Origin of the sequence: Streptomyces sp. NPDC059866, from assembly GCF_042731325.1 — a bacterium.
Lineage (GTDB): Bacteria > Actinomycetota > Actinomycetes > Streptomycetales > Streptomycetaceae > Streptomyces > Streptomyces flavusporus.
In genome coordinates, this window is record NZ_JBHWJT010000024.1 from 1 (window position 1) to 21024 (window position 21024).

The window sequence follows — 21024 nt, forward strand, 5'->3', positions numbered from 1 at the left end:
GCCCGGTTACATTCCGAACCCGGAAGCTAAGCCTTACAGCGCCGATGGTACTGCAGGGGGGACCCTGTGGGAGAGTAGGACACCGCCGAACAATCATTGAGAAAACCCCCGGCCGGGGATACCGGTTCGGGGGTTTTCTGCGTTTCCCTCACAGTCGGCCCGCCGTCTTCAGAGACAGATACGCATCGGCCAGGGCCGGGGCCAATTCGTCAGGGGTCGCGTCGACGACCGTAACGCCATGTCGGCGGAGTTGTTCGGCGGTGCGATGGCGTTCGGATTGGGCCTGGGCAGCGGCTGCGGCATCGTAGACGGATTCGGCGTCGCCGCGAGACGTTGCCATGCGGGCGATATGGGGATCTGCCACTGATGCCACCAGGACTGTGTGGCGCTGGGTGAGCCGAGGGAGGACGGGCAGCAGGCCTTCCTCGACGGGGGCCGCGTCGAGGGTGGTGAGCAGCACGATCAGGGAGCGGCGAGGGGCTGCCCGGAGTGCTGTGGCCGTGAGGCCCCGGGCGTCCGTTTCGATCAGCTCGGGCTCGAGGGTCGCCATGGCGTTGACCAGGGAAGGGAGGACGTCGCCTGCTGTGCGGCCCTGGACGAGGGCGCGCACTCGGCGGTCGTATGCGAGCAGGTCGACGCGGTCGCCGGCACGGGACGCGAGGGCCGCCAGGAGCAGGGCCGAGTCCATCGAGGCGTCGAGCCGTGGGGCGTCGCCCACGCGGCCGGCGGAGGTGCGGCCGGTGTCGAGGACGAGGAGGATGTGGCGGTCGCGCTCGGGGCGCCAGGTGCGTACGGCGACCGTGGACTGGCGGGCTGTGGCGCGCCAGTCGATCGAGCGGGTGTCATCGCCGGGGACGTATTCGCGAAGGCTGTCGAATTCCGTGCCCTCACCGCGCTGCAGCACGCTCGTGCGGCCGTCGAGTTCGCGTAGGCGGGCAAGTTTGGAGGGGAGGTGCTTGCGGCTGGTGAAGGGGGGCAGGACGCGTACCGTCCAGGGGACGATGTGAATGCCCTGGCGGGTGAACAGGCGCAGGGGGCCGTATGAGCGGATGGTCACGCGGTCGGCTTGGCGGTCGCCGCGGCGGGTGGGGCGTAGGCGGGTCGTGATGCGACGGCGTTCACCGGCGGGGACCGTGAGGTGGTGGCGGGAGGCAGCCACCTCGGAGCCGGAGGGCCAGCTGCTGGGGGGCCAGGCGTCGCGGAGGTCGGCGCGGAGTGGTCGGCGGGACGGGTTGCTGACCGTGAGAGTGACGTCGACTGTTTCGCCCAGGCGTACCGAGGTGTCGCCGGAGCGGTTCAGGCGCAGGCGTCGTACGGGTGCTGCGAGGGCGAAGTCGCAGGCGCAAGCGATCGCCAAGGGCGCGTTCACGGCGAGGATGCCCGTCCAGCTGGGTTCCCACAGGCCGACGGGGAGGGAGCCGAGGGCCGCGAGGAGGGCGGCGCGTCCGGTGAGTGCCATCAGCGGGGTACGGGGACGTGGGCGAGGACGGCGTTGATGACGGAGTCGGCTGTCACGCCTTCCATCTCGGCCTCCGGGCGGAGTTGGACGCGATGACGGAGCGTGGGAAGGGCCAGGGCTTTCACATCGTCCGGGATGACGTAGTCGCGGCCGGTCAGCCAGGCCCACGCGCGGGAGGTGGCGAGCAGGGCGGTGGCTCCGCGGGGGGAGACGCCGAGAGTGAGTGACGGCGATTCGCGGGTGGCTCGGCAGATGTCGACCACATAGGCCGTGACCTCCGGGGACACCGTGGTCTTGGCGACTGCTGCGCGGGCGGCCTCCAGGACGGCTGGGCCCGCTACGGGGCGTACGCCGGCTGCGCGCAGGTCGCGAGGGTTGAAGCCCTCGGCGTGGCGGGTGAGGACGTGGATCTCGTCCTGGCGGGAGGGGAGGGGGATGGTGAGCTTGAGGAGGAAGCGGTCCAGCTGGGCTTCGGGGAGTGGATACGTGCCCTCGTACTCGACGGGGTTCTGGGTCGCGGCGACCAGGAACGGCTCGGGGAGGGGACGTGGGATGCCGTCGACCGTGACCTGGCGTTCCTCCATGGCTTCGAGGAGGGACGACTGGGTCTTGGGCGGGGTGCGGTTGATCTCGTCGGCGAGGAGGAGGTTGGTGAAGACCGGGCCGGGCTGGAAGGAGAACTCGGCGGTGCGGGTGTCGTAGATCAGGGAGCCGGTCACGTCGCTGGGCATGAGGTCGGGGGTGAACTGGACTCGCTTGGTGTCGAGTTCGAGTGCCGAGGCGAGGGCGCGGACGAGCAACGTTTTGGCGACCCCGGGGACTCCTTCCAGGAGAACGTGTCCACGGCAGAGGAGTGCGACGACGAGGCCGGTCACGGCGGGGTCCTGGCCGACCACAGCCTTGGCGATCTCGGCGCGCAGGGCCTCCAGGGCGGCTCGGGCGTTGCCCGGGTCCCCGGTCTGCCCGGCGTTGTCAGTGGTCGGGTCCATCATGGACGGCGTACCTCTCTTTCGAGGGCGTCGAGTTGGTCGGCGAGAGCGATGAGGGCCGCGTCGTCGCTGGGCGGTGGGCCGAAGAGGAGGGTGTGCAGGGACTGTCGGTCACCGTGGAGGTGGGCGGACAGGGCGGGGAGCAGGGCTTCGGGCGCGTGCGCCTGGGCTACGGGGACGCCTACGAGGGGAGCGAGGCGAGTGCGAGTGGTGGAGCGGAGAGCCGCGGCCGCGCGGTCGTGGGCGTTGGCCTTGCGGTAGAGGCGGGCGCGGCCTTCGACGGTTTCGGAGGCGCGGATCGCCACGGGGAGTTTTTCGGGCACCAGAGGGCCGAGTCGGCGTGCTCGCCACAGGGCGGCGAGGGCTGCGGCGACGAAGAGCTGCAGGGTGCCCCAGAGCCAGCCCGAGGGGAGCAGTTCGAAGAGGGTCTGCTCGTCGTCCTGGTCGGCGGCCGAGGCGTCGGAGAGCGAGGGGAGGTACCAGACCAGATGGGGGCGCGAGCCGAGGAGTTGGAGGGCGAGCGAGGCGTTGCCCTGCTCGTCGAGGCGGTCGTTGAAGAGAATGTCGGGCGCACCGAGGACGACGGTGTCTCCGTCCCCGGATGCATCCGGGACGCGGATCAGGGTGGCCAGGCGTTCGCTGGGGTAGCACTGGTCGGCGTCGAGGTGGGTGGTGGTGTAGCGCAGGCCGCCCGTGTCGGCGGTGCCGGCGCGCTGCGCGGCGGGGAAGTCACAGTTGGGGACGAGTGTCGACTCGAGGCTGGTGGCGGGGTCCGCGGTGACGCCAGGGGCGAGCTGCTCGACGGAGGAGCTGCCGGCGGCAACGAGGACGGTACGTCCGCCGGATTCGGCGATCGTGGAACGCAGCACGGTTTTTTGACGGTCCGTCAGCAAGTCTGGGACCGCGACCAGGAGGGTGGTGTCCGGGGCGGCTGCGGCGCGTGCCGCGTCCAGGGTGGTGACCACGCGGGTGGACACGCCGCGTTCGGCGAGGAGTTCGGCGACGGCGCGGCTGCCCTGGGGGTCTGCGGAGCGCGGGTCGAGGCTGCCGCGGTGGGTGTCGGAGCGGAGCAGGGCGATCGCGACGGCGGCCGCCAGGAGGAGGGCGAGGGCGAGTGCGACGCCTCGCGTGCGGGTCCACACCTGGCGGGGGGTGGGCGAGGTCGAGGTGGACGGGAGCGTGGCCTCGGCGGTCATCCGGCGGCTCCCTGGCGGGTGGTGTGGTCGGCGCTGTGGGCGCTGGTGCTGGTGAGCTGTGGTTTGGTGCGTTCCAGGTCGCGGTCGAGTTCGGCGATGCGGCGGTACGACTGCTCGGTCGCCGCGCGTCCGCCGTATGTCACGTCGTCGAAGTCCCGGGCGGCGGCGCGCAGTCGGGCCGTGTGGGCGGGCAAGGCGCGGCCTGCTTCCGCGGCCGCCTCGTCGGCGGTGCGGCCGGGGCGGGCGTCGAGGAGGGCGCGTTCCTCCAGAGAGCGGACGATGGCCCGCATGCGTTCCTGGAGGGCTCGGTTCCAGTGGTGCTGGGCGGCGTGGGCCTCGGCGGCCGCGCGGTGTTCGGCTGCACTGCGGGGGCGGTCGTCGAACAGGGTGGCGGAAGAGGCCGGTTGGCGGCGCGGGGTGCCCAGGCGCCACCACAGGGCGGCCAGGACGGTGACGACGGCGATGATGACGACGACGAGGCCGAGTGCGCCTCCGGGTGTGGCAGCGGACGCGGCGCCCAACAGGTCGTCGACCCAGCCCCAGAAGGCGTCGAGGGCCCGTTGGAAGAGGCCGGGGTCGTCCTCGTGGTACAGCCGCTTGGACAGCTCGCGCCGGGCCGCCTCCCGCGCCGGGTCCCGCGGGATCGTCAGCGGCGGCTCGTCGCTCGAGCCGGCGAGGGCCGACACAGTCGTGCCGCCGCCGTGGTGCGACGGGCGCACGGCATGGTCGCCGACGCGGAGCCAGGCACGTACGGCCGTGTCGGCGGCGCGCGGCAGGGCCGGCGCGGCTGTGAGGACGTCCCCGGCCAGGCTCACCGCATCAGCTCCCGGGCGTGGAGCCGACAGGGCCGGAGCCGTAGCTCTGGACACCGGCGGCGCGGGCGAGTTCGAGGTCGAGGGCCTCGCGGCGGATGCGCTGGTCGATGTAGAGGAGCACGGTCACGCCTGCCGTGATCGGGAACGTGATCATGGAACCGATCACCGAGCCGATCCCGCTGATGATCAGGAACGTCCAGCCGAAGTCGCCGGTGCCCTCCAGGAAGCCGCTGACGCCGTCACCGCTGAGCGCTGCGGCGAGGAACCCGAAGGGGATGACGACGATCGCAGCGACGATGTTCGCGATGATCGTGGCGAGCAGTTGGATGCCGAAGACCCGCCACCAGGAGCCGCGCACGAGCTTCGCGGAGCGGCTCATCGCCTTCATGATGCCCTGCTTCTCCAGCATCAGTGCCGCGGAGGCCAGGGAGAAGCGGATCATCAGCCACAGGGCGACGACACCGGTGCACAGGCTGCCCAGGACGATGAGTCCCGCGCCGGCGGCGCCCCCTCCCGCCAGTGCCACGAGGATGCCGGGGACGGCACCCACGAAGGCGACTCCAACGGCGATGAGGAGCAACAGGAAGATCAGGCCGAACAGTTTCACCACCCGCGGACGGGCGTCGCCCCAGGCCTCGGCTGTGGTCACGGGCTTGCCGAGGACCGCACGGCTGGTCACGGTGGTGAGCAGCGCGGTCGCCGCGACGGTGCCGATCAGGGAGATCAGGAAGACGACTCCGGAACTGAGCAGCGCGTCGCTCAGGGCGCGGGTCAGTTCGCCGAGGGTGGCGCTCGGGTCGTTGAGGGCCTCCGTGCTGGTCCTGTCGTTCAGGACGAGGCCCTGGAGCAGGATGACGACGATCTCCGTGACGACCGCGACCGTCAGCGAGATGCCGAGCACGGTGCGCCAGTAGGTGCGCATCGTGGAGACGGCGCCGTCGAGGATCTCGCCGACGCCGAGCGGACGCAGGGGGATCACGCCAGGCTTGGCCGCGGGTGGGGGACCGCCCCACTGGCCGCCCCAGCCGCCGTGTCCTGCGGGGCCTTGCCAGTTGCCGTGGCCGCCGCCGTACCCGCCGGGGGGCCGGCTGCCCCAGCCGGGGCCGGGCGGTGGGGGCGGCGGTGCCTGGCCCGGGGAGCCGCCGGGGGCAGACCACTGGGCGGGTGGCGGCTGCTCCTTGGACCACTTCGAGCCGGGATTCTGCGGCTGCGGGCCCGGCTGGTCCGCGGGCTGTGCGGGGGTCGGCTGGTCGGGCTGTTCGGCGGGGCCGGACGTGCCGGGTTCCTGCCCGTCGGACGGGGCGGATCCGGGCGAGGCCCAGCCCGGCGTGTCTTTCATCGTCGCTCCTTCACGGTGCCCGTCCGCTGTCGCGGCGGCAGGTTGGCAGACATCGTGCCATGGGGTGGTGACCCAGGGACCGGCCGCGGTATGGGCTGCACACCTTCAATTGTCCGCCGTACTACGGGCAGACTGACCGCATGGCTGATCAGTACGCGCAATCCGGCGAGGAAAAACCGCCGACCGGGATACCGGCGATCCGGTGGGAAGAGCCCCCCGAGGGTCCGGTCGTGGTCCTGCTCGACCAGACAAGGCTGCCGGCCGAAGAGGTCGAGCTGGTCTGTACGGACGCACCCGCGCTGGTGGAGGCGATCCGCTCGCTCGCCGTGCGCGGGGCGCCATTGCTCGGCATCGCGGGCGCGTACGGCGTCGCGCTCGCCGCCGCGCGCGGGTTCGACGTGGACGAGGCCGCAAACGCGCTGGCGGGCGCCCGGCCCACCGCGGTGAACCTCTCCGTCGGCGTGCGCCGGGCCCGGTCCGCATACTTGGCGGCGCTCGCCCGGGGCGGGAGTGCCGGGTCGGCCGCCGAGGCGGCGCTGGCGGCGGCGCGGCAGCTGCACCAGGAGGACACGGAGGCCAGCGCCCGGATGGCTGTGCACGGGCTGGCGCTGCTGGACGAGCTGCTGCCCGGCGGCGGTCACCGGATCCTCACGCACTGCAACACCGGGTCACTGGTGTCGGGCGGCTCGGGGACGGCGTTCGCGGTGGCGCTCGCCGCACATCGGCAGGGACAGCTCAGGCGGCTGTGGGTGGACGAAACGCGTCCCTTGCTGCAGGGGGCCCGCCTGACGGCGTACGAGGCGGCGCGCAGCGGCATGGCCTACACCCTGCTCACCGACAACGCGGCGGGTTCGTTGTTCGCGGCCAGGGAGGTGGACGCCGTGCTGATCGGGGCGGATCGCATCGCGGCCGACGGTTCGGTGGCGAACAAGGTCGGGAGCTATCCCCTCGCGGTGCTCGCGCGGTACCACCATGTGCCGTTCATCGTGGTGGCGCCGGTGACGACGGTGGATCCGGACACGCCGGACGGGGCGTCCATCGAGGTCGAGCAGCGGCCGGGATACGAGGTGACCGAGGTCGCGGCCCCCAACGTGCCGGTGACGGGAGCGGGCGGCGGAGTGCCGGTGGCGCCGCTGGGGACGCAGGCGTACAACCCGGCGTTCGACGTCACACCACCCGAGCTGGTGACAGCGATCGTGACCGAGGAGGGAGCCGTGTCGCCGGTGACCGCTGAGGCCCTGGCCGAGATGTGTGCCAGGTCGCGCCAGGCCGTGATCGGCTGACGAGCACCGTCCTTGTGGCCCCTGAGCGGGAGGGCGGGGCCGATTGCTGTGCGCACGAGGCGCGGCCCGGCATCCCCCGCTGAGATCAACGGCGACGGGCGAGGGCAGACAGTAGCGACCTCGTACGACTATCGTCACGGGCCAGTGACCTCCCTCACCAGCGGCCCGGTCACCGTTACGAGAATGGGATGATGTCGTTTATGAAGGGACGAGTCCTTGTCGTCGACGACGACACCGCACTGGCCGAGATGCTCGGCATCGTGCTGCGTGGTGAAGGTTTTGAGCCGTCTTTTGTAGCCGACGGCGACAAGGCGCTGGCCGCTTTCCGGGAGGCCAAACCCGATCTGGTACTGCTCGACCTGATGCTGCCCGGCCGGGACGGCATCGAGGTGTGCCGCCTGATCCGGGCAGAGTCCGGGGTGCCGATCGTGATGCTCACGGCCAAGAGCGACACCGTCGACGTGGTGGTGGGTCTGGAGTCGGGCGCCGACGACTACATCGTGAAGCCGTTCAAGCCGAAGGAGCTCGTCGCCCGGATCCGGGCGCGGCTCAGGAGGTCCGAGGAGCCCGCTCCCGAGCAGCTCGCCATCGGTGACCTGGTCATCGATGTGGCCGGGCACTCCGTGAAGCGGGACGGGCAGTCCATTGCGCTGACGCCGCTGGAGTTCGATCTGCTGGTCGCGCTGGCCCGTAAGCCGTGGCAGGTGTTCACGCGCGAGGTGCTCCTGGAGCAGGTGTGGGGCTACCGGCACGCGGCGGACACGCGGCTGGTCAACGTCCATGTGCAGCGGCTGCGCTCCAAGGTCGAGAAGGACCCGGAGCGGCCGGAAATCGTGGTGACCGTGCGTGGTGTCGGTTACAAGGCGGGGCCGAGCTGACATGTCCGGGGACAGTGCCGCTTCGGCGCCCGGCAGGTCCGGGGGCGGTGCGGGGCGGCCTGTCGGCCGGAAGGCGGCGGGCTCCCGCTGGGGACGTTTTCTCGAGAGCGGGCTGCTGCAGGGCGGGGTCCAGGGCAGCCCGGTCCTGCGTCTGTTCATGCGCTGGGTGCGTCGGCCGTTGCTGCCCGTCATGCGGTTGTGGCGGCGCAACATCCAGCTCAAGGTCGTCGTCACGACGCTGCTGATGTCGCTGGGTGTCGTCCTGCTGCTCGGCTTCGTCGTCATCGGGCAGGTGCGCAACGGACTGCTGGACGCCAAGGTGAAGGCGTCGCAGAGCCAGGCCACGGGCGGATTCGCGGTGGCCAAGCAGAAGGCCGACGAGGCGGCGAGCGGAACCGGTGACGGGGCGGCCCAGGTCGACGGCCGCCCCTCCCAGAACGTGATCCAGTGGATGAGTGATCTCGTCTCCTCGCTCTCCAGCGGTGGTCAGGGCGCCTTCGACGTGGTGACGCTTCCGGCCGGAGACGACAGCGGCGGTGGGCGTGGCCCGCGTGCCTCCGGCGGTGTGGATCCCAACGAGAGCGTGCCGGAGGCCCTGCGCGCGCGGGTCACCAGCAGTACGGCGGCCGCCCAGAGCTACACCCGCATCGTCTACAGCGGTGAGAAGGAATCCCAGCCGGCGCTGGTCATCGGCAAGGAGGTCGACGATCCGAACGGCGACCCGTACCAGCTCTACTACCTCTTCCCGCTCACGCAGGAGGAGAAGTCACTGAGCCTGGTCAAGGGGACGCTCGCGACGGCCGGCGTCTTTGTCGTCGTACTCCTCGGGGCGATCGCCTGGCTCGTGGTGCGCCAGGTCGTCACGCCGGTGCGGATGGCGGCTGGTATCGCCGAGCGGCTGTCCGCGGGTCGGCTGCAGGAGCGGATGAAGGTCACCGGCGAGGACGACATCGCACGTCTCGGCGAGGCCTTCAACAAGATGGCGCAGAACCTGCAGCTGAAGATCCAGCAGCTGGAGGACCTGTCACGGATGCAGCGACGGTTCGTGTCGGACGTGTCCCATGAGCTGCGAACGCCGCTGACGACAGTGCGGATGGCTGCCGATGTCATCCACGAGGCGCGGGAAGACTTCGACCCGGTGACCGCGCGGTCGGCGGAGCTGCTCGCCGACCAGCTGGACCGGTTCGAGTCGCTTCTGTCGGACCTGCTGGAGATCAGCCGCTTCGACGCGGGCGCAGCGGCGCTGGAGGCCGATGCGATAGACCTCAGGGAGGTCGTACGGCGGGTCGTCAGCGGTGCCGAGCCGCTCGCCGAGCGCAAGGGCACGCGGATCCGGATCGTGGGCGATCAGCAGCCCGTCGTCGCCGAGGCCGACGCCCGGCGAGTGGAGCGGGTGCTGCGCAACCTCGTCGTGAATGCCGTGGAGCACGGCGAGGGCAAGGACGTCGTCGTCAAGCTCGCCGCGGCGGGCGGGGCGGTGGCGGTCGCGGTGCGCGACTACGGCGTCGGGCTCAAGCCCGGCGAGGCGACCCGGGTCTTCAACCGCTTCTGGCGTGCCGACCCGGCACGCGCGCGTACGACGGGCGGTACGGGTCTGGGTCTGTCGATCGCCCTGGAGGATGCGCGGCTGCACGGCGGCTGGCTGCAGGCATGGGGTGAGCCGGGCGGTGGATCGCAGTTCCGCCTGACGCTGCCGCGGACCGCGGACGAGCCGCTGCGGGGCTCGCCGATACCGCTGGAGCCCAAGGACTCGCGCCGAAATCGTGGACTCAATGACGCGGGTCTGCCGCGCGGCGGCGGGACGAAGACCGCCACGGTGCCCGCACAGACGACGGGCAGCGGACCGCTGGCGCCGCGGGATCCGATCACGCCCAGGCTGGCCGCCGTTGCCCCCACGGCCGATCCGACGGCGCTGCCCGGCAACGGCGCGCGGGTGGTGCCGCGGCCCGCGGGGGGCACACGACGGCAGGACGACCAGCCCGCCGTGGAGGCGGCACGCAGCGCGGCCCTGAACCGTTCGGCGGAGGCAGGGCCGGACGAGGCGAACGATCAAGGGGAGGCATTTCGTGGGCGCTGACCGCGAGGGGGGCGCCCGGCGGACGTCGGCGCGCGCGGTGGCGTACATCGCCTGTGGTGCCGTACTTCTGACGGGGTGTGCCTCGATGCCGGACAACGGGGACCTGCGGGGCGTCGAGTCGACCCCGCGCCAGGACACCCAGGTGCGGGTCTTCGCCATGCCGCCCCGGGAGGACGCCCCGCCCTCCGAGATCGTGCAGGGCTTCCTCGAGGCGCTGACCAGTGACGATCCGCACTATGCGACGGCGAAGCAGTATCTGACCGCGCAGGCGGCGAAGACCTGGCGGCCGGAGCTGTCCACGATGGTGCTTGCGGACGGGCCGGCCACCGAGGCCGGTCCTGCGGGAGGCCGGGAGGACGGCGACAACGTCTCCTTCACGCTCACCGGCACCAAGGTCGCTCTGGTGGACGTGGAGCAGTCGTATGCGCCGGCCGAGGGTGCCTACAGCAGGCAGGTGTACCTCACGCGCGACAAGAAGAACGAACAGTGGCGCATCGACGGGCTGCCGCCGGGCGTCGTCATGGGGCAGTCGGACTTCCAGCGCAACTACATGTCCGTCAACAAGTACTACTTCGCCTCGAACTCAGCGGTCGGGGCGGCCTCACAGCCGGCCGCCGTCGCCGATCCCGTGTACGTGCGCCGGCGCGTGGATCCGATGACGCACATGGTGCGCTCGCTCCTCAACGGGCCCACGGCCTGGCTGGGGCCCGTGGTCCGGTCGAGCTTCCCGACCGGTACGGCCCTGGAGAAGGGCGCCGGCTCGCTGACGCCCGACGATCAGAACAAGCTGACGGTGCCTCTGAACGGGAAGGCCACCCGCGTGGGGCTGGCCAAGTGCAACGAGATGGCAGCCCAGTTGCTGTTCACGCTGCAGAGCCTCACTCCCGCGGTGGACGAGGTCGAAGTGCAGGCCGACGGAGCGCAGTTGTGCGCGCTCGACGAGGACGGGGCAGCGACCGTCGCCGCGCGCGGTTCGGCCGAGAGCCCCGAGTACCTGTACTTCATCGACGGTGAGCACCGCCTGGTACGGATTTCGGGCAGCAGCAGGGGATCGAACGCCGAACCGGTGCCGGGCGAACTGGGCGAGGGTGCACAGGCGTTGCGGTCGGTGGCGGTGTCGCGTGACGAGGACACCGCGGCCGGGGTCGCCATCGACGGCAAGGAGCTGTACGTCGGCTCGCTCGTGTCGGGCGGTTCGCTCGGGGAGCCGGTGGTGAGCAGTACGGGCAGGACGGAGGAGGACCGGCTGACCGCGCCCAGTTGGGACGCGCGGGGCGACCTGTGGGTGGCCGACCGCAACCCCGAGAAGCCGCGCTTGCTCATGCTCCAGGAAGGCAAGGGCGAACCGGTGGAGGTGGAAGTCCCGGGGCTGGACGGGCGGATCAAGTCCGTGCGAGTGGCGGCCGACGGGGTGCGGATCGCGCTGGTCGTGGAGAACGACGGTAAGCAGTCCCTGCTGGTCGGGCGGATCGAGCGGGCGGCGAAGGACGAGGCGCACGAGAAGGACGGCGAACAGCCCGGAGTCTCTGTTTTCGAACTGCGGCCCGCCGCACCGGCGTTGGAGGAGGTCACCACCATGTCGTGGGCCGGTGACGGCCGGCTCGTGGTGGTCGGACGCGAGGAGGGTGGCGTGCAGCAGATGCAGTACGTCCAGGTCGACGGCTCCACGCCGGAGGGGCCGGCGCCCGACGCTCTGACCGGGGTGAAGGCGATTGCCGCCGCCGAGGACGACCAGCTGCCGCTGGTGGCGTACTCGGAGGACGGGATCGTACGGCTGCCGGACGGGGCGCAGTGGCAGACGGTGGTCAAGGACGGCTCTGCGCCGGTTTATCCGGGGTGACTCCTGTCCGGGTGAGGCTTTGGCGCGGCGCTGAGCCGGCGTCAGGGTGGTGGATCGGCGCCCGGCGCGGTGCGGTTGTTGCGCCGTGCTTGTGGTGGTTCCGGTCAGGGATTGTGTTGTGACGCATTGAAGGGCGGCCGTCTTCGTCGAGGAGAGACTCGGCGGAGACGGCCGTTTCTGCTGGTGGCGGGGCGACGGGGAGTTATCCACAGGCAGTTGTCCACAGGGGTGGCCGCTCGGCGCGGGCGTTGGCACAGTGGTGGGCATGCGGGGGTGGTGGCAGGACCTCAGCGACCTGGTGCTGCCGGCCGAGTGCGGAGGCTGCGGAAGGCCTCGTACGGTGCTCTGCCCGGAGTGCCGTGCCGCCCTGAGTGGGGCCGCACCGCGCCGGGTGCGACCGGCGCCGGAGCCGCCCGGGCTGCCGGTGGTGTACGCGGCCGCGCGGTACGCGGACGAGGTACGGGCGGTGTTGTTGGCCCACAAGGAGCGGGGCGCACTGACCCTCGCCGGACCGCTCGGCGTCGCTCTGGCCGGGGCGGTGCGGACGGGGCTTCGGGACGCGCGGGAGGGCTGGACGGTGGTGGGCGGTGCGGCGGGCTCGGCCGGGATGCGGCGCGGTGCTGTCGATGGGACGGTGTTGCTCGTTCCCGTACCGTCCGGCCGTGGGGCCGTGCGGAAGCGAGGGCATGATCCGGCGCGCCGGATCGCGCTCGCGGCGGCTGCCGAGCTGCGGCAAACGGGGACACCCACACGGGTGCTCGCCGTACTGCGGCAACGGCGGGCCGTCGCTGACCAGTCCGAGCTCACCTCCCGGCAGCGGCTGGAGAACCTTGCCGGTGCTCTCCAGGTGGCGGCCGGTGGTGCAGGGCTGCTGGACGGCGGTCCGGTGGTACTGGTGGACGACTTGATGACCACCGGGTCCTCCCTCGCGGAGGCTGCGCGTGCCGTGCGGGCGGCGGTGGCGGACAGGGCGGTCGCTCACGGAGGTGTGGCGTCCGTGGTACGCGCAGATGTGGAGAAGGCCGTGTATGGGAGAGGCAATCGGGAAAGGACAGGGGAACAGATGACGGGATCAATGGACGGGAGTACGGACCTGGGCCGTGTCGTCCCGGGAATGGCGGGGCCGGCCGGTGCCGGCGAGGTGATCTGCGCGGCTGTGGTCGCGGCAACGCCGGATTCTTTCGAAAAGAACCGGAACTGACTGCGATCTTGCATCGTTGCAGGTAGTGAGAGGGTGTATTCACCTGAACGGAGGTACGTGGCAGTAGAGGGTGACGACATCCGTCCGGGCGAGATATGTTCGGTTGTGAGGGAAAGCCGCAGGCCACACCCTCGCAAATCTGAATGCCGTGCCGTGGGTATTCCGCAATCATCCGGGCCGGCTGGGTGGAGATCTTGCCCATGGGGGAGGAGGAGGTGGACGTCACCGAGTCCGAGGTTCCGGGGTTCCCCGGGGCCGGGTGCACAAGGGAGATGCTCCGCCACTGAAGCGGAGCGATCCGGGAACGGAGTTCTGCGTGGACATCGTCGTCAAGGGCCGCAAGACCGAGGTGCCCGAGCGGTTCCGCAAGCACGTGGCCGAGAAGCTGAAGCTGGACAAGATCCAGAAGCTCGATGGCAAGGTGATCAGCCTCGACGTCGAGGTGTCCAAGGAGCCCAACCCCCGACAGGCGGACCGCAGCGACCGAGTGGAGATCACGCTCCGCTCCCGCGGTCCGGTGATCCGGGCGGAGGCAGCGGCCAGTGATCCGTACGCGGCACTCGACATGGCGGCAGAGAAGCTGGAAGCCCGGCTGCGCAGGCAGCACGACAAGCGTCACACGCGCCGGGGTGTGCGCCGGCTCACGGCAGCCGAGGTCCCCGACCACGTTCCGGGCGTGGCAACGCTCAACGGCAACGGCGGCGCCTTCCAGGTGGAGGAGCCGGGCGGGGTACCCACCAAGAAGATCGGCTCGCTGGAGGTGCAGGGTGAAGGCCCCCTGGTGGTCCGCGAGAAGACCCACGTCGCCGCCCCCATGACCCTTGACCAGGCTCTCTACGAGATGGAGCTGGTGGGGCACGACTTCTATCTGTTCGTCGACTCCGAGACCAAGGCACCCAGCGTTGTCTACCGGCGGCATGCGTACGACTACGGCGTGATCCACCTCGAGACGGACACGATGGTCACCCAGGCGCCCGCACCTGAAGCGGGTGGCCCGCTGGGCGGCTGACCGTAACCGGACGACAGCTGATCCGGTGCCCCTGGAGTGTGGGTACGCCCCCAGGGGCACCGGTGCGCGACCACTTCGTCCGCCGCTCGGTCACCGGAGTGTCGTCCGGGCATGAAATCATGGCGGCAACGGCCCAACCGGTGGGCCGTTGCCTTGGGTTGGTGATGGCACAGGACCACGGGCCACAGCCTTCAGGGGGAGGAACGATGGCGGACAGGTTCGGACCGATGCAGGACGGGGACGCCGACGACGGTGTCGTCGGCATGGGCCCGGACGCGGGCTCTCCACGCAAGGAGCCGATCCGGGTTCTGGTCGTGGACGACCATGCCCTGTTCCGCCGTGGCCTGGAGATCGTGCTCGCGGCCGAGGAGGACATCCAGGTCGTGGGGGAGGCGGGCGACGGGGCCGAGGCGGTGGAGAAAGCCGCCGACCTGCTGCCCGACATCGTTCTGATGGACGTAAGGATGCCGAAGCGGGGCGGAATCGAGGCGTGCACCTCCATCAAGGAGGTGGCACCCAGCGCCAAGATCATCATGCTGACGATCAGCGACGAGGAAGCAGATCTCTACGACGCCATCAAGGCGGGCGCGACGGGTTATCTCCTCAAGGAGATCTCCACCGACGAGGTGGCCACGGCCATTCGCGCGGTGGCCGACGGGCAGTCGCAGATCAGCCCGTCCATGGCGTCGAAACTGCTCACCGAGTTCAAATCGATGATCCAGCGGACGGACGAACGCCGACTGGTGCCCGCGCCGCGGCTCACCGACCGGGAGCTGGAAGTGCTCAAGCTCGTCGCCACGGGTATGAACAACCGGGACATCGCCAAGGAACTGTTCATCTCCGAGAACACCGTGAAGAACCATGTGCGCAACATCCTGGAGAAGCTGCAGCTGCACTCCAGGATGGAAGCGGTGGTGTACGCGATGCGGGAGAAGATTCTCGAAATCCGGTGACCGGACCGGGCTTCAGGCCAGGGCGCGGGCGAGTTCCGTGGTGAGAGGGGCGTGCAGTTCCGGGGCGTCCACCCGTTCCACGCGGACGTTTGTGCAGTCCACCCAGCTCGCCGCCTCGATCAGGGCCTGGGCCACCGCCGGAACAGCCTTGGGGCCGTCCAGTGTGACCTGCTTGGCCACCAGGGTGCGGCCTTCGCGGGCGGGGTCCACACGGCCGACGAGACGGCCGCCGGCCAGCACCGGCATCGCGAAGTAGCCGTACACCCGCTTCTGCTTGGGGACGTAGGCCTCCAGACGGTGAGTGAAGCCGAAGATCCGCTCCGTGCGCGCCCGTTCCCAGATCAGCGAATCGAAGGGGGACAGGAGCGTGGTGCGGTGGCGGCCGCGTGGGGGTGTCTCCAGGGCCGCCGGGTCCGCCCAGGCAGGCTTTCCCCAGCCCTCGACCGTGACCGGCACCAGGCCCGAATCGGCGATCACCGCGTCGACCTGCTCGCCCTTGAGACGGTGGTAGTCGGCGATGTCCGCGCGGGTGCCGACACCGAGGGACTGGCCGGCGAGGCGGACCAGACGGCGCAGGCATTCGGTGTCGTCGAACTCGTCGTGCAGCAGGGCGTCGGGGACCGCGCGTTCGGCGAGGTCGTAGAGCCGTTTCCAGCCGCGGCGCTCGACGCAGACCACCTCGCCGTACATCAGGGCCCGTTCGACGGCGACCTTGGCGCCGGACCAGTCCCACCAATCACTGGTGCGCTTCGCGCCGCCCAGCTGCGTGGCCGTGAGGGGGCCCTCCGCGCGGAGTTGCTTGATGACCTGGTCGTAGGCGCCGTCCGGGAGTTCGTGGTTCCAGTGGGGGCGGTTGCGGTAGGCGCGGCGGCGGAAGGCGAAGTGGGGCCACTCCTCGATGGGGAGGATGCAGGCGGCGTGGGACCAGTACTCGAAGGCGTGCGGTCGTGCCGAAGGGGCGCCGATGGATGCAGTCGTCCAGTAGGCGTTCTCGACGGTTCTGCGGCCCACGGCGCCGAGGCGGGCGTACGGGATGAGCTCGTGGGAGCGGGCGAGAACGGAGATGGTGTCGAGTTGGACTGCGCCGAGGTGACGGAGTATGCCGCGGACGCCGGCCTTGCGGTTGGGGGTTCCGAGGAGGCCCTGGGCGCGCAGGGCGATGCGGCGGGCTTCGTCTGCGGTGAGGTCCGTGGGGCGCGGGGTCGTCATGCCGTCGAACGATAGGCGGTGGGTCTGACAATGCGGGGTGAGTTGGGGATTCGTGAACCGGGGTCCTGTGCGGCTGAGCGAGGGGGCGCGCAGCCCGGCACGACGGGGTGCCGTCGGCGCCCATCCCTGCCGCCCTGGGGGTCCCCCCTCTGGGGGAGGCACGAATGTCCATGGACTTACTGGCGGGGCGGCAGATAGGGCGCCGTCGACGGCAACCCCAGGTCCGATGGCAGGAGGGAACCCACCCAGCAGTCCCGTCGTACCCCGTTGTTGTTGAGCGCGGCGCGCAGCGTGCCCTCGATGGTGAAGCCGGTGCGTTCGGCGACGGCGCGGGAGGCGGTGTTGCCCACTTCGGCGCGCCATTCCAGGCGGTCGATCGACTGGTGGGTGAAGGCCCAGCGGGCGGCGGCGAGGGTGGCCTCGGTCATGTAGCCGTTGCCGCGGTGGCGTTCGGTCGCCCAGAAGCCGAGCTCGCCCACGCCGAGGGAACGCATGGTGATGCCGAGCATTCCTGCCAGTTCCCCCTGGCTGAGGAAGACGCCGAAAGTGAACATCGAGCCGGTCGCCCAGCCGTCGGGGACCAGGTGCTCCGTGAAGCTCTGGGCATGTTCATGGAGGTAGGGCGACGGGATCGTGGTCCAGCGCTGGATGACGGGATCCTGACAGGCGGCGTAGACGGTGTCCGTGTCGTCCTGGCCGACCGTGCGCAGGAGGAGGCGGGCGGTGGGGATGGTGACGGGCTCCATCGGCCGATTCTGCTCGGGAAGGCGTGACGATGCCATGCATTTCGCTGCGTGTGACCGCGTGATCACGATTCGCGCAATTCGTGGGAGGACCGCGGCACTATCCAGGACTCCCGGCCGTTGTTCCGTGTGAAGACAGAATTGAAGGCAGGTCTGACGTCGGATACGACGTCGATGTGCTGCAGTGGACTGTCGTCGCCCGGCAGGCCTCCCGGCGCGGCCGGGTCCTCGCATACGATGGCCGTTGCTCAGTACGTCGAAGGAAAACCGACCGTCCCAGGCCCGACCGGCAAGGAGACCAAACCCCGTGTCCGTCCTCTCGAAGATCATGCGTGCAGGCGAAGGCAAGATCCTGCGCAAGCTGCACCGTATCGCGGACCAGGTCAACTCCATCGAAGAGGACTTCGTCGACCTCTCCGACGCCGAGCTGCGGGCCCTCACCGATGAGTACAAGCAGCGCTATGCCGACGGTGAGAGCCTGGACGACCTGCTGCCCGAGGCATTCGCCACTGTGCGCGAGGCCGCCAAGCGCGTCCTCGGCCAGCGGCACTACGACGTGCAGATGATGGGCGGCGCCGCCCTCCACCTCGGCTACGTCGCCGAGATGAAGACCGGTGAGGGCAAGACCCTGGTGGGTACGCTGCCCGCGTATCTGAACGCCCTGTCCGGTGACGGCGTCCACCTCATCACGGTCAACGACTACCTGGCCGAGCGCGACTCCGAGATGATGGGCCGCGTCCACAAGTTCCTGGGACTGAGCGTCGGCTGCATCCTGGCCAACATGACGCCGGCCCAGCGCCGCGAGCAGTACGCGTGCGACATCACCTACGGCACGAACAACGAGTTCGGCTTCGACTACCTGCGCGACAACATGGCGTGGTCGAAGGAGGAGCTCGTCCAGCGCGGGCACAACTTCGCCATCGTCGACGAGGTCGACTCCATCCTCATCGACGAGGCCCGTACACCGCTGATCATCTCGGGCCCGGCCGACCAGGCCACCAAGTGGTACGGCGACTTCGCCAAGCTCGTCACCCGGCTCAAGCGCGGTGAGGCCGGCCAGCCGCTCAAGGGCATCGAGGAGACCGGCGACTACGACGTCGACGAGAAGAAGCGCACGGTCGCCATCCACGAGACCGGTGTCAGCAAGGTCGAGGACTGGCTGGGCATCGACAACCTCTACGAGTCGGTGAACACGCCGCTGGTGGGCTACCTGAACAACGCCATCAAGGCCAAGGAGCTCTTCAAGAAGGACAAGGACTACGTCGTCATCGACGGCGAGGTCATGATCGTCGACGAGCACACCGGTCGTATCCTCGCCGGCCGTCGCTACAACGAGGGCATGCACCAGGCGATCGAGGCGAAGGAAGGGGTGCCGATCAAGGACGAGAACCAGACGCTCGCCACGATCACCCTGCAGAACTTCTTCCGCCTCTACAACAAGCTCTCCGGCATGACCGGTACGGCGATGACCGAGGCCGCCGAGTTCCACCAGATCTACAAGCTCGGTGTGGTGCCGATCCCGACCAACAAGCCGATGATCCGTAAGGACCAGTCGGACCTGATCTACCGCACCGAGGTCGCGAAGTTCGACGCGGTCGTCGACGACATCTCCGAGAAGCACGAGAAGGGCCAGCCGATCCTGGTCGGCACCACCTCGGTCGAGAAGTCCGAGTACCTCTCGCAGCAGCTCAGCAAGCGCGGCATCCAGCACGAGGTGCTCAACGCCAAGCAGCACGACCGTGAGGCGCAGATCGTCGCCCAGGCCGGCCGCAAGGGCGCCGTGACCGTGGCGACGAACATGGCCGGCCGTGGTACGGACATCAAGCTCGGCGGCAACCCCGACGACCTCGCGGAGGCCGAGCTGCGCCAGCGTGGCCTCGACCCCGAGGAGCACATCGAGGAGTGGGCCGCCGCGCTTCCCGCCGCCCTGGAGCGGGCCGAGAAGGCGGTGCAGGCGGAGTTCGAGGAGGTCAAGGGCCTCGGCGGCCTCTACGTGCTGGGCACCGAGCGGCACGAGTCGCGGCGTATCGACAACCAGCTGCGCGGTCGTTCCGGCCGTCAGGGCGACCCCGGCGAGTCCCGCTTCTACCTCTCCCTCGGCGACGACCTGATGCGGCTGTTCAAGGCGCAGATGGTTGAGCGCGTGATGGCGATGGCGAACGTCCCGGACGATGTGCCGATCGAGAACAAGATGGTCACGCGCGCGATCGCGTCCGCCCAGTCGCAGGTCGAGCAGCAGAACTTCGAGACCCGTAAGAACGTCCTGAAGTACGACGAGGTCCTCAACCGGCAGCGTGAGGTCATCTACGGCGAGCGGCGCCGTGTCCTGGAGGGCGAGGACCTGCACGAGCAGGTGCAGCACTTCATGGACGACACGATCGACGCCTATGTCGCCGCGGAGACCGCCGAGGGCTTCGCCGAGGAGTGGGACCTGGACCGGCTGTGGGGCGCCTTCAAGCAGCTCTACCCGGTGAAGATCACCGTCGAGGAGCTGGAGGAGGCGGCCGGCGACCGGGCCGGACTCACCGCCGACTTCATCGCCGAGTCCATCAAGGACGACATCCACGAGCAGTACGAGGCCCGTGAGGCGCAGCTCGGCTCCGAGATCATGCGTGAGCTGGAGCGCCGGGTCGTGCTGTCGGTCCTGGACCGCAAGTGGCGCGAGCACCTCTACGAGATGGACTACCTCCAGGAGGGCATCGGCCTGCGCGCGATGGCGCAGAAGGACCCGCTGGTCGAGTACCAGCGCGAGGGCTTCGACATGTTCACCGCCATGATGGAGGGCATCAAGGAGGAGTCCGTCGGCTACCTGTTCAACCTGGAGGTCCAGGTCGAGCAGCAGGTCGAGGAGGTGCCCGTCGAGGACGCCAAGCCGACCCTGGAGAAGCAGGACGCGGTGCCCGCGCAGGCGGGGGCGCGCCCCGAGATCCGCGCCAAGGGCCTGGAGGCACCGCAGCGGCGGAACCTGCACTTCACCGCTCCGACCGTGGACGGCGAGGGCGGCACCATCGAGGGCGACTTCAGCGAGGAGGAGCCGGTGCGGTCTGCGGCCGACGGCCTCACGCGCGCGGAGCGTCGCAAGCAGGCCAAGGGCGGGCGGCGCCGCAAGAAGTGACGGCGCCTGAGGCGTCGTAGCAGCGGAAGGGCCGGGTCACCTGAGGGTGCCCGGCCCTTCGGCGTGAGTGGGGTGCGTAGTGGGTCAGTCACCGACGGCGGTACGCGTGCGAGGGCCGCCCAGTTCCACGGCCGTGCAGCGCCAGCGGTGGTCTCGGCCCAGCTCCAGGCGGAACGCCATGGCACGCAGGCGGTCGCCCGCGCCGATGCGGGCGAAGGCCTCGATGGCGCCCGGGCGGGGTTCGTAGTAGCCGACGTCGCGGACGACGGGGCGCGGGCCGCGGGTGCGCAGGGGGCCGCGTTCAGCGAGGCGGGCCAGCTCGTCGTAGGCGGGGCCGGCGGTGTGCCGGAGCATGGCGTGGACGGGGCGTTGCCCACTCAGGACGAGCAGCAGCCGGTCGGCGAAGAGGTCAGTGGGGCGGGGCTGCGGGACGACCGGCCTTCGGGTGTGGGAGGCGCTGCGGGGTGGGGCGGGGGCTTGGGGCGTCGATGGGGTGCGGAGGGGCCGTGGGGCGGCAGGACTTGGGGCGGGGGCGGTGAGGGGGTGTTGGGCGGCTGGGGACGGGGTGGATGGGGTGGCGGGGCGTGCGGCTGCTGGGGGCGTGGTGGCGGATCGCGCCGCCGTAGGGGTCGTCGTAGAGGTGGTGGCGGGGCGTGTGGCCGCTGGGCTTGTGCGGGAGGGGCCCGCGCCTGGAGTGCGGGGTGGGTTGCTGCCGGGGCGGCGGGTGTCGCGGCGGGTCGGGGGACGGGTGCCGGGGTGCTGTGGCGTCCTGGTCATGACCTTGTTCATGGGGATCCCCGTTCGGTGGGCCCGGCACGCGGTGCGTACCGGGCGGTAACTTGCTGTTGGGGATCTTGTACGGGCCCGGGTCGAGGGCGGGCAAACAAGTGGGGGCGGGGAGGCCGGTGGCCGGAATGT

16 protein-coding genes and 1 rRNA gene are annotated in these 21024 nt (G+C 70.3%); 9 read left to right on the plus strand and 8 right to left on the minus strand.

The features are described 5' to 3' along the window. Positions 1 to 91, plus strand: a 5S ribosomal RNA gene (rrf, locus tag ACFV7R_RS32075); the annotation flags it as partial. Positions 92 to 148: 57 nt separating this feature from the next. Here rrf and ACFV7R_RS32080 read toward each other — a convergent pair. The 5 genes from ACFV7R_RS32080 to ACFV7R_RS32100 are packed head-to-tail and all read right to left on the minus strand — an operon-like array spanning position 149 to position 5798. Continuing rightward, on the minus strand, positions 149 to 1459 hold the full coding sequence (locus tag ACFV7R_RS32080) for a DUF58 domain-containing protein (RefSeq protein ID WP_385269719.1): 1311 nt from the start codon (positions 1457 to 1459) through the stop codon (positions 149 to 151). Beyond that, positions 1459 to 2448, minus strand: coding sequence for an AAA family ATPase (locus ACFV7R_RS32085; protein WP_385269970.1), 990 nt, complete (start codon positions 2446 to 2448; stop codon positions 1459 to 1461). Before ACFV7R_RS32085 ends, ACFV7R_RS32080 begins: the two co-directional genes overlap by 1 nt. Further along, complete coding sequence (locus ACFV7R_RS32090; RefSeq protein WP_385269721.1) at positions 2448 to 3644, minus strand: DUF4350 domain-containing protein; 1197 nt, start codon at positions 3642 to 3644, stop codon at positions 2448 to 2450. Before ACFV7R_RS32090 ends, ACFV7R_RS32085 begins: the two co-directional genes overlap by 1 nt. Next, positions 3641 to 4459, minus strand: a complete 819-nt coding sequence (locus ACFV7R_RS32095) for a DUF4129 domain-containing protein (protein ID WP_385269723.1) — start codon at positions 4457 to 4459, stop codon at positions 3641 to 3643. The genes ACFV7R_RS32090 and ACFV7R_RS32095 overlap by 4 nt, the downstream gene beginning before the upstream one ends. Positions 4460 to 4463: 4 nt before the next feature. Further along, the gene (locus tag ACFV7R_RS32100) at positions 4464 to 5798 is read right to left on the minus strand and encodes a hypothetical protein (RefSeq protein WP_385269725.1); all 1335 of its coding nucleotides are present in this window, start codon (positions 5796 to 5798) and stop codon (positions 4464 to 4466) included. Between the two features lie 140 nt (positions 5799 to 5938). Between ACFV7R_RS32100 and mtnA the strand changes: the two genes are divergently transcribed. The 7 genes from mtnA to ACFV7R_RS32135 all read left to right on the plus strand — a co-directional run bounded on the left by mtnA (position 5939) and on the right by ACFV7R_RS32135 (position 15039). Next, positions 5939 to 7081 (plus strand): S-methyl-5-thioribose-1-phosphate isomerase, encoded by a 1143-nt coding sequence (mtnA, locus tag ACFV7R_RS32105; protein ID WP_385269727.1) that lies wholly within the window; start codon positions 5939 to 5941, stop codon positions 7079 to 7081. A 188-nt stretch (positions 7082 to 7269) separates the two neighbouring features. Then, positions 7270 to 7959, plus strand: a complete 690-nt coding sequence (mtrA, locus tag ACFV7R_RS32110) for a two-component system response regulator MtrA (RefSeq protein WP_187283109.1) — start codon at positions 7270 to 7272, stop codon at positions 7957 to 7959. Between the two features lies 1 nt (position 7960). Further along, a complete protein-coding gene (gene mtrB / locus ACFV7R_RS32115) occupies positions 7961 to 10036 on the plus strand; it encodes an MtrAB system histidine kinase MtrB (RefSeq protein WP_385269729.1) in 2076 nt (691 codons plus the stop codon). Next, entirely contained in the window at positions 10026 to 11876 is a 1851-nt protein-coding gene (locus ACFV7R_RS32120) for an LpqB family beta-propeller domain-containing protein (protein WP_385269731.1), read from the plus strand. Before mtrB ends, ACFV7R_RS32120 begins: the two co-directional genes overlap by 11 nt. A 265-nt stretch (positions 11877 to 12141) precedes the next feature. Beyond that, complete coding sequence (locus tag ACFV7R_RS32125) at positions 12142 to 13077, plus strand: ComF family protein (RefSeq protein ID WP_385269733.1); 936 nt, start codon at positions 12142 to 12144, stop codon at positions 13075 to 13077. Between the two features lie 316 nt (positions 13078 to 13393). After that, complete coding sequence (gene hpf, locus ACFV7R_RS32130; RefSeq protein ID WP_385269735.1) at positions 13394 to 14086, plus strand: ribosome hibernation-promoting factor, HPF/YfiA family; 693 nt, start codon at positions 13394 to 13396, stop codon at positions 14084 to 14086. A gap of 206 nt (positions 14087 to 14292) precedes the next feature. Continuing rightward, on the plus strand, positions 14293 to 15039 hold the full coding sequence (locus tag ACFV7R_RS32135) for a response regulator (protein WP_385269737.1): 747 nt from the start codon (positions 14293 to 14295) through the stop codon (positions 15037 to 15039). A gap of 12 nt (positions 15040 to 15051) precedes the next feature. Here ACFV7R_RS32135 and ACFV7R_RS32140 read toward each other — a convergent pair whose 3' ends face one another. Beyond that, positions 15052 to 16248, minus strand: coding sequence for a winged helix-turn-helix domain-containing protein (locus ACFV7R_RS32140; protein WP_385269739.1), 1197 nt, complete (start codon positions 16246 to 16248; stop codon positions 15052 to 15054). 176 nt (positions 16249 to 16424) lie between these two features. Beyond that, positions 16425 to 16994, minus strand: coding sequence for a GNAT family N-acetyltransferase (locus ACFV7R_RS32145; protein ID WP_385269741.1), 570 nt, complete (start codon positions 16992 to 16994; stop codon positions 16425 to 16427). A 304-nt stretch (positions 16995 to 17298) separates the two neighbouring features. Here ACFV7R_RS32145 and secA point away from each other — a divergent pair, with 304 nt between their 5' ends. Next, entirely contained in the window at positions 17299 to 20106 is a 2808-nt protein-coding gene (gene secA / locus ACFV7R_RS32150) for a preprotein translocase subunit SecA (RefSeq protein ID WP_385269743.1), read from the plus strand. 84 nt (positions 20107 to 20190) lie between these two features. Here secA and ACFV7R_RS32155 read toward each other — a convergent pair whose 3' ends face one another. Continuing rightward, positions 20191 to 20895: an Rv3235 family protein gene (locus tag ACFV7R_RS32155; RefSeq protein WP_385269745.1), complete on the minus strand. Its 705-nt coding sequence runs from the start codon at positions 20893 to 20895 to the stop codon at positions 20191 to 20193. Between the last annotated feature and the right edge of the window lie 129 nt (positions 20896 to 21024).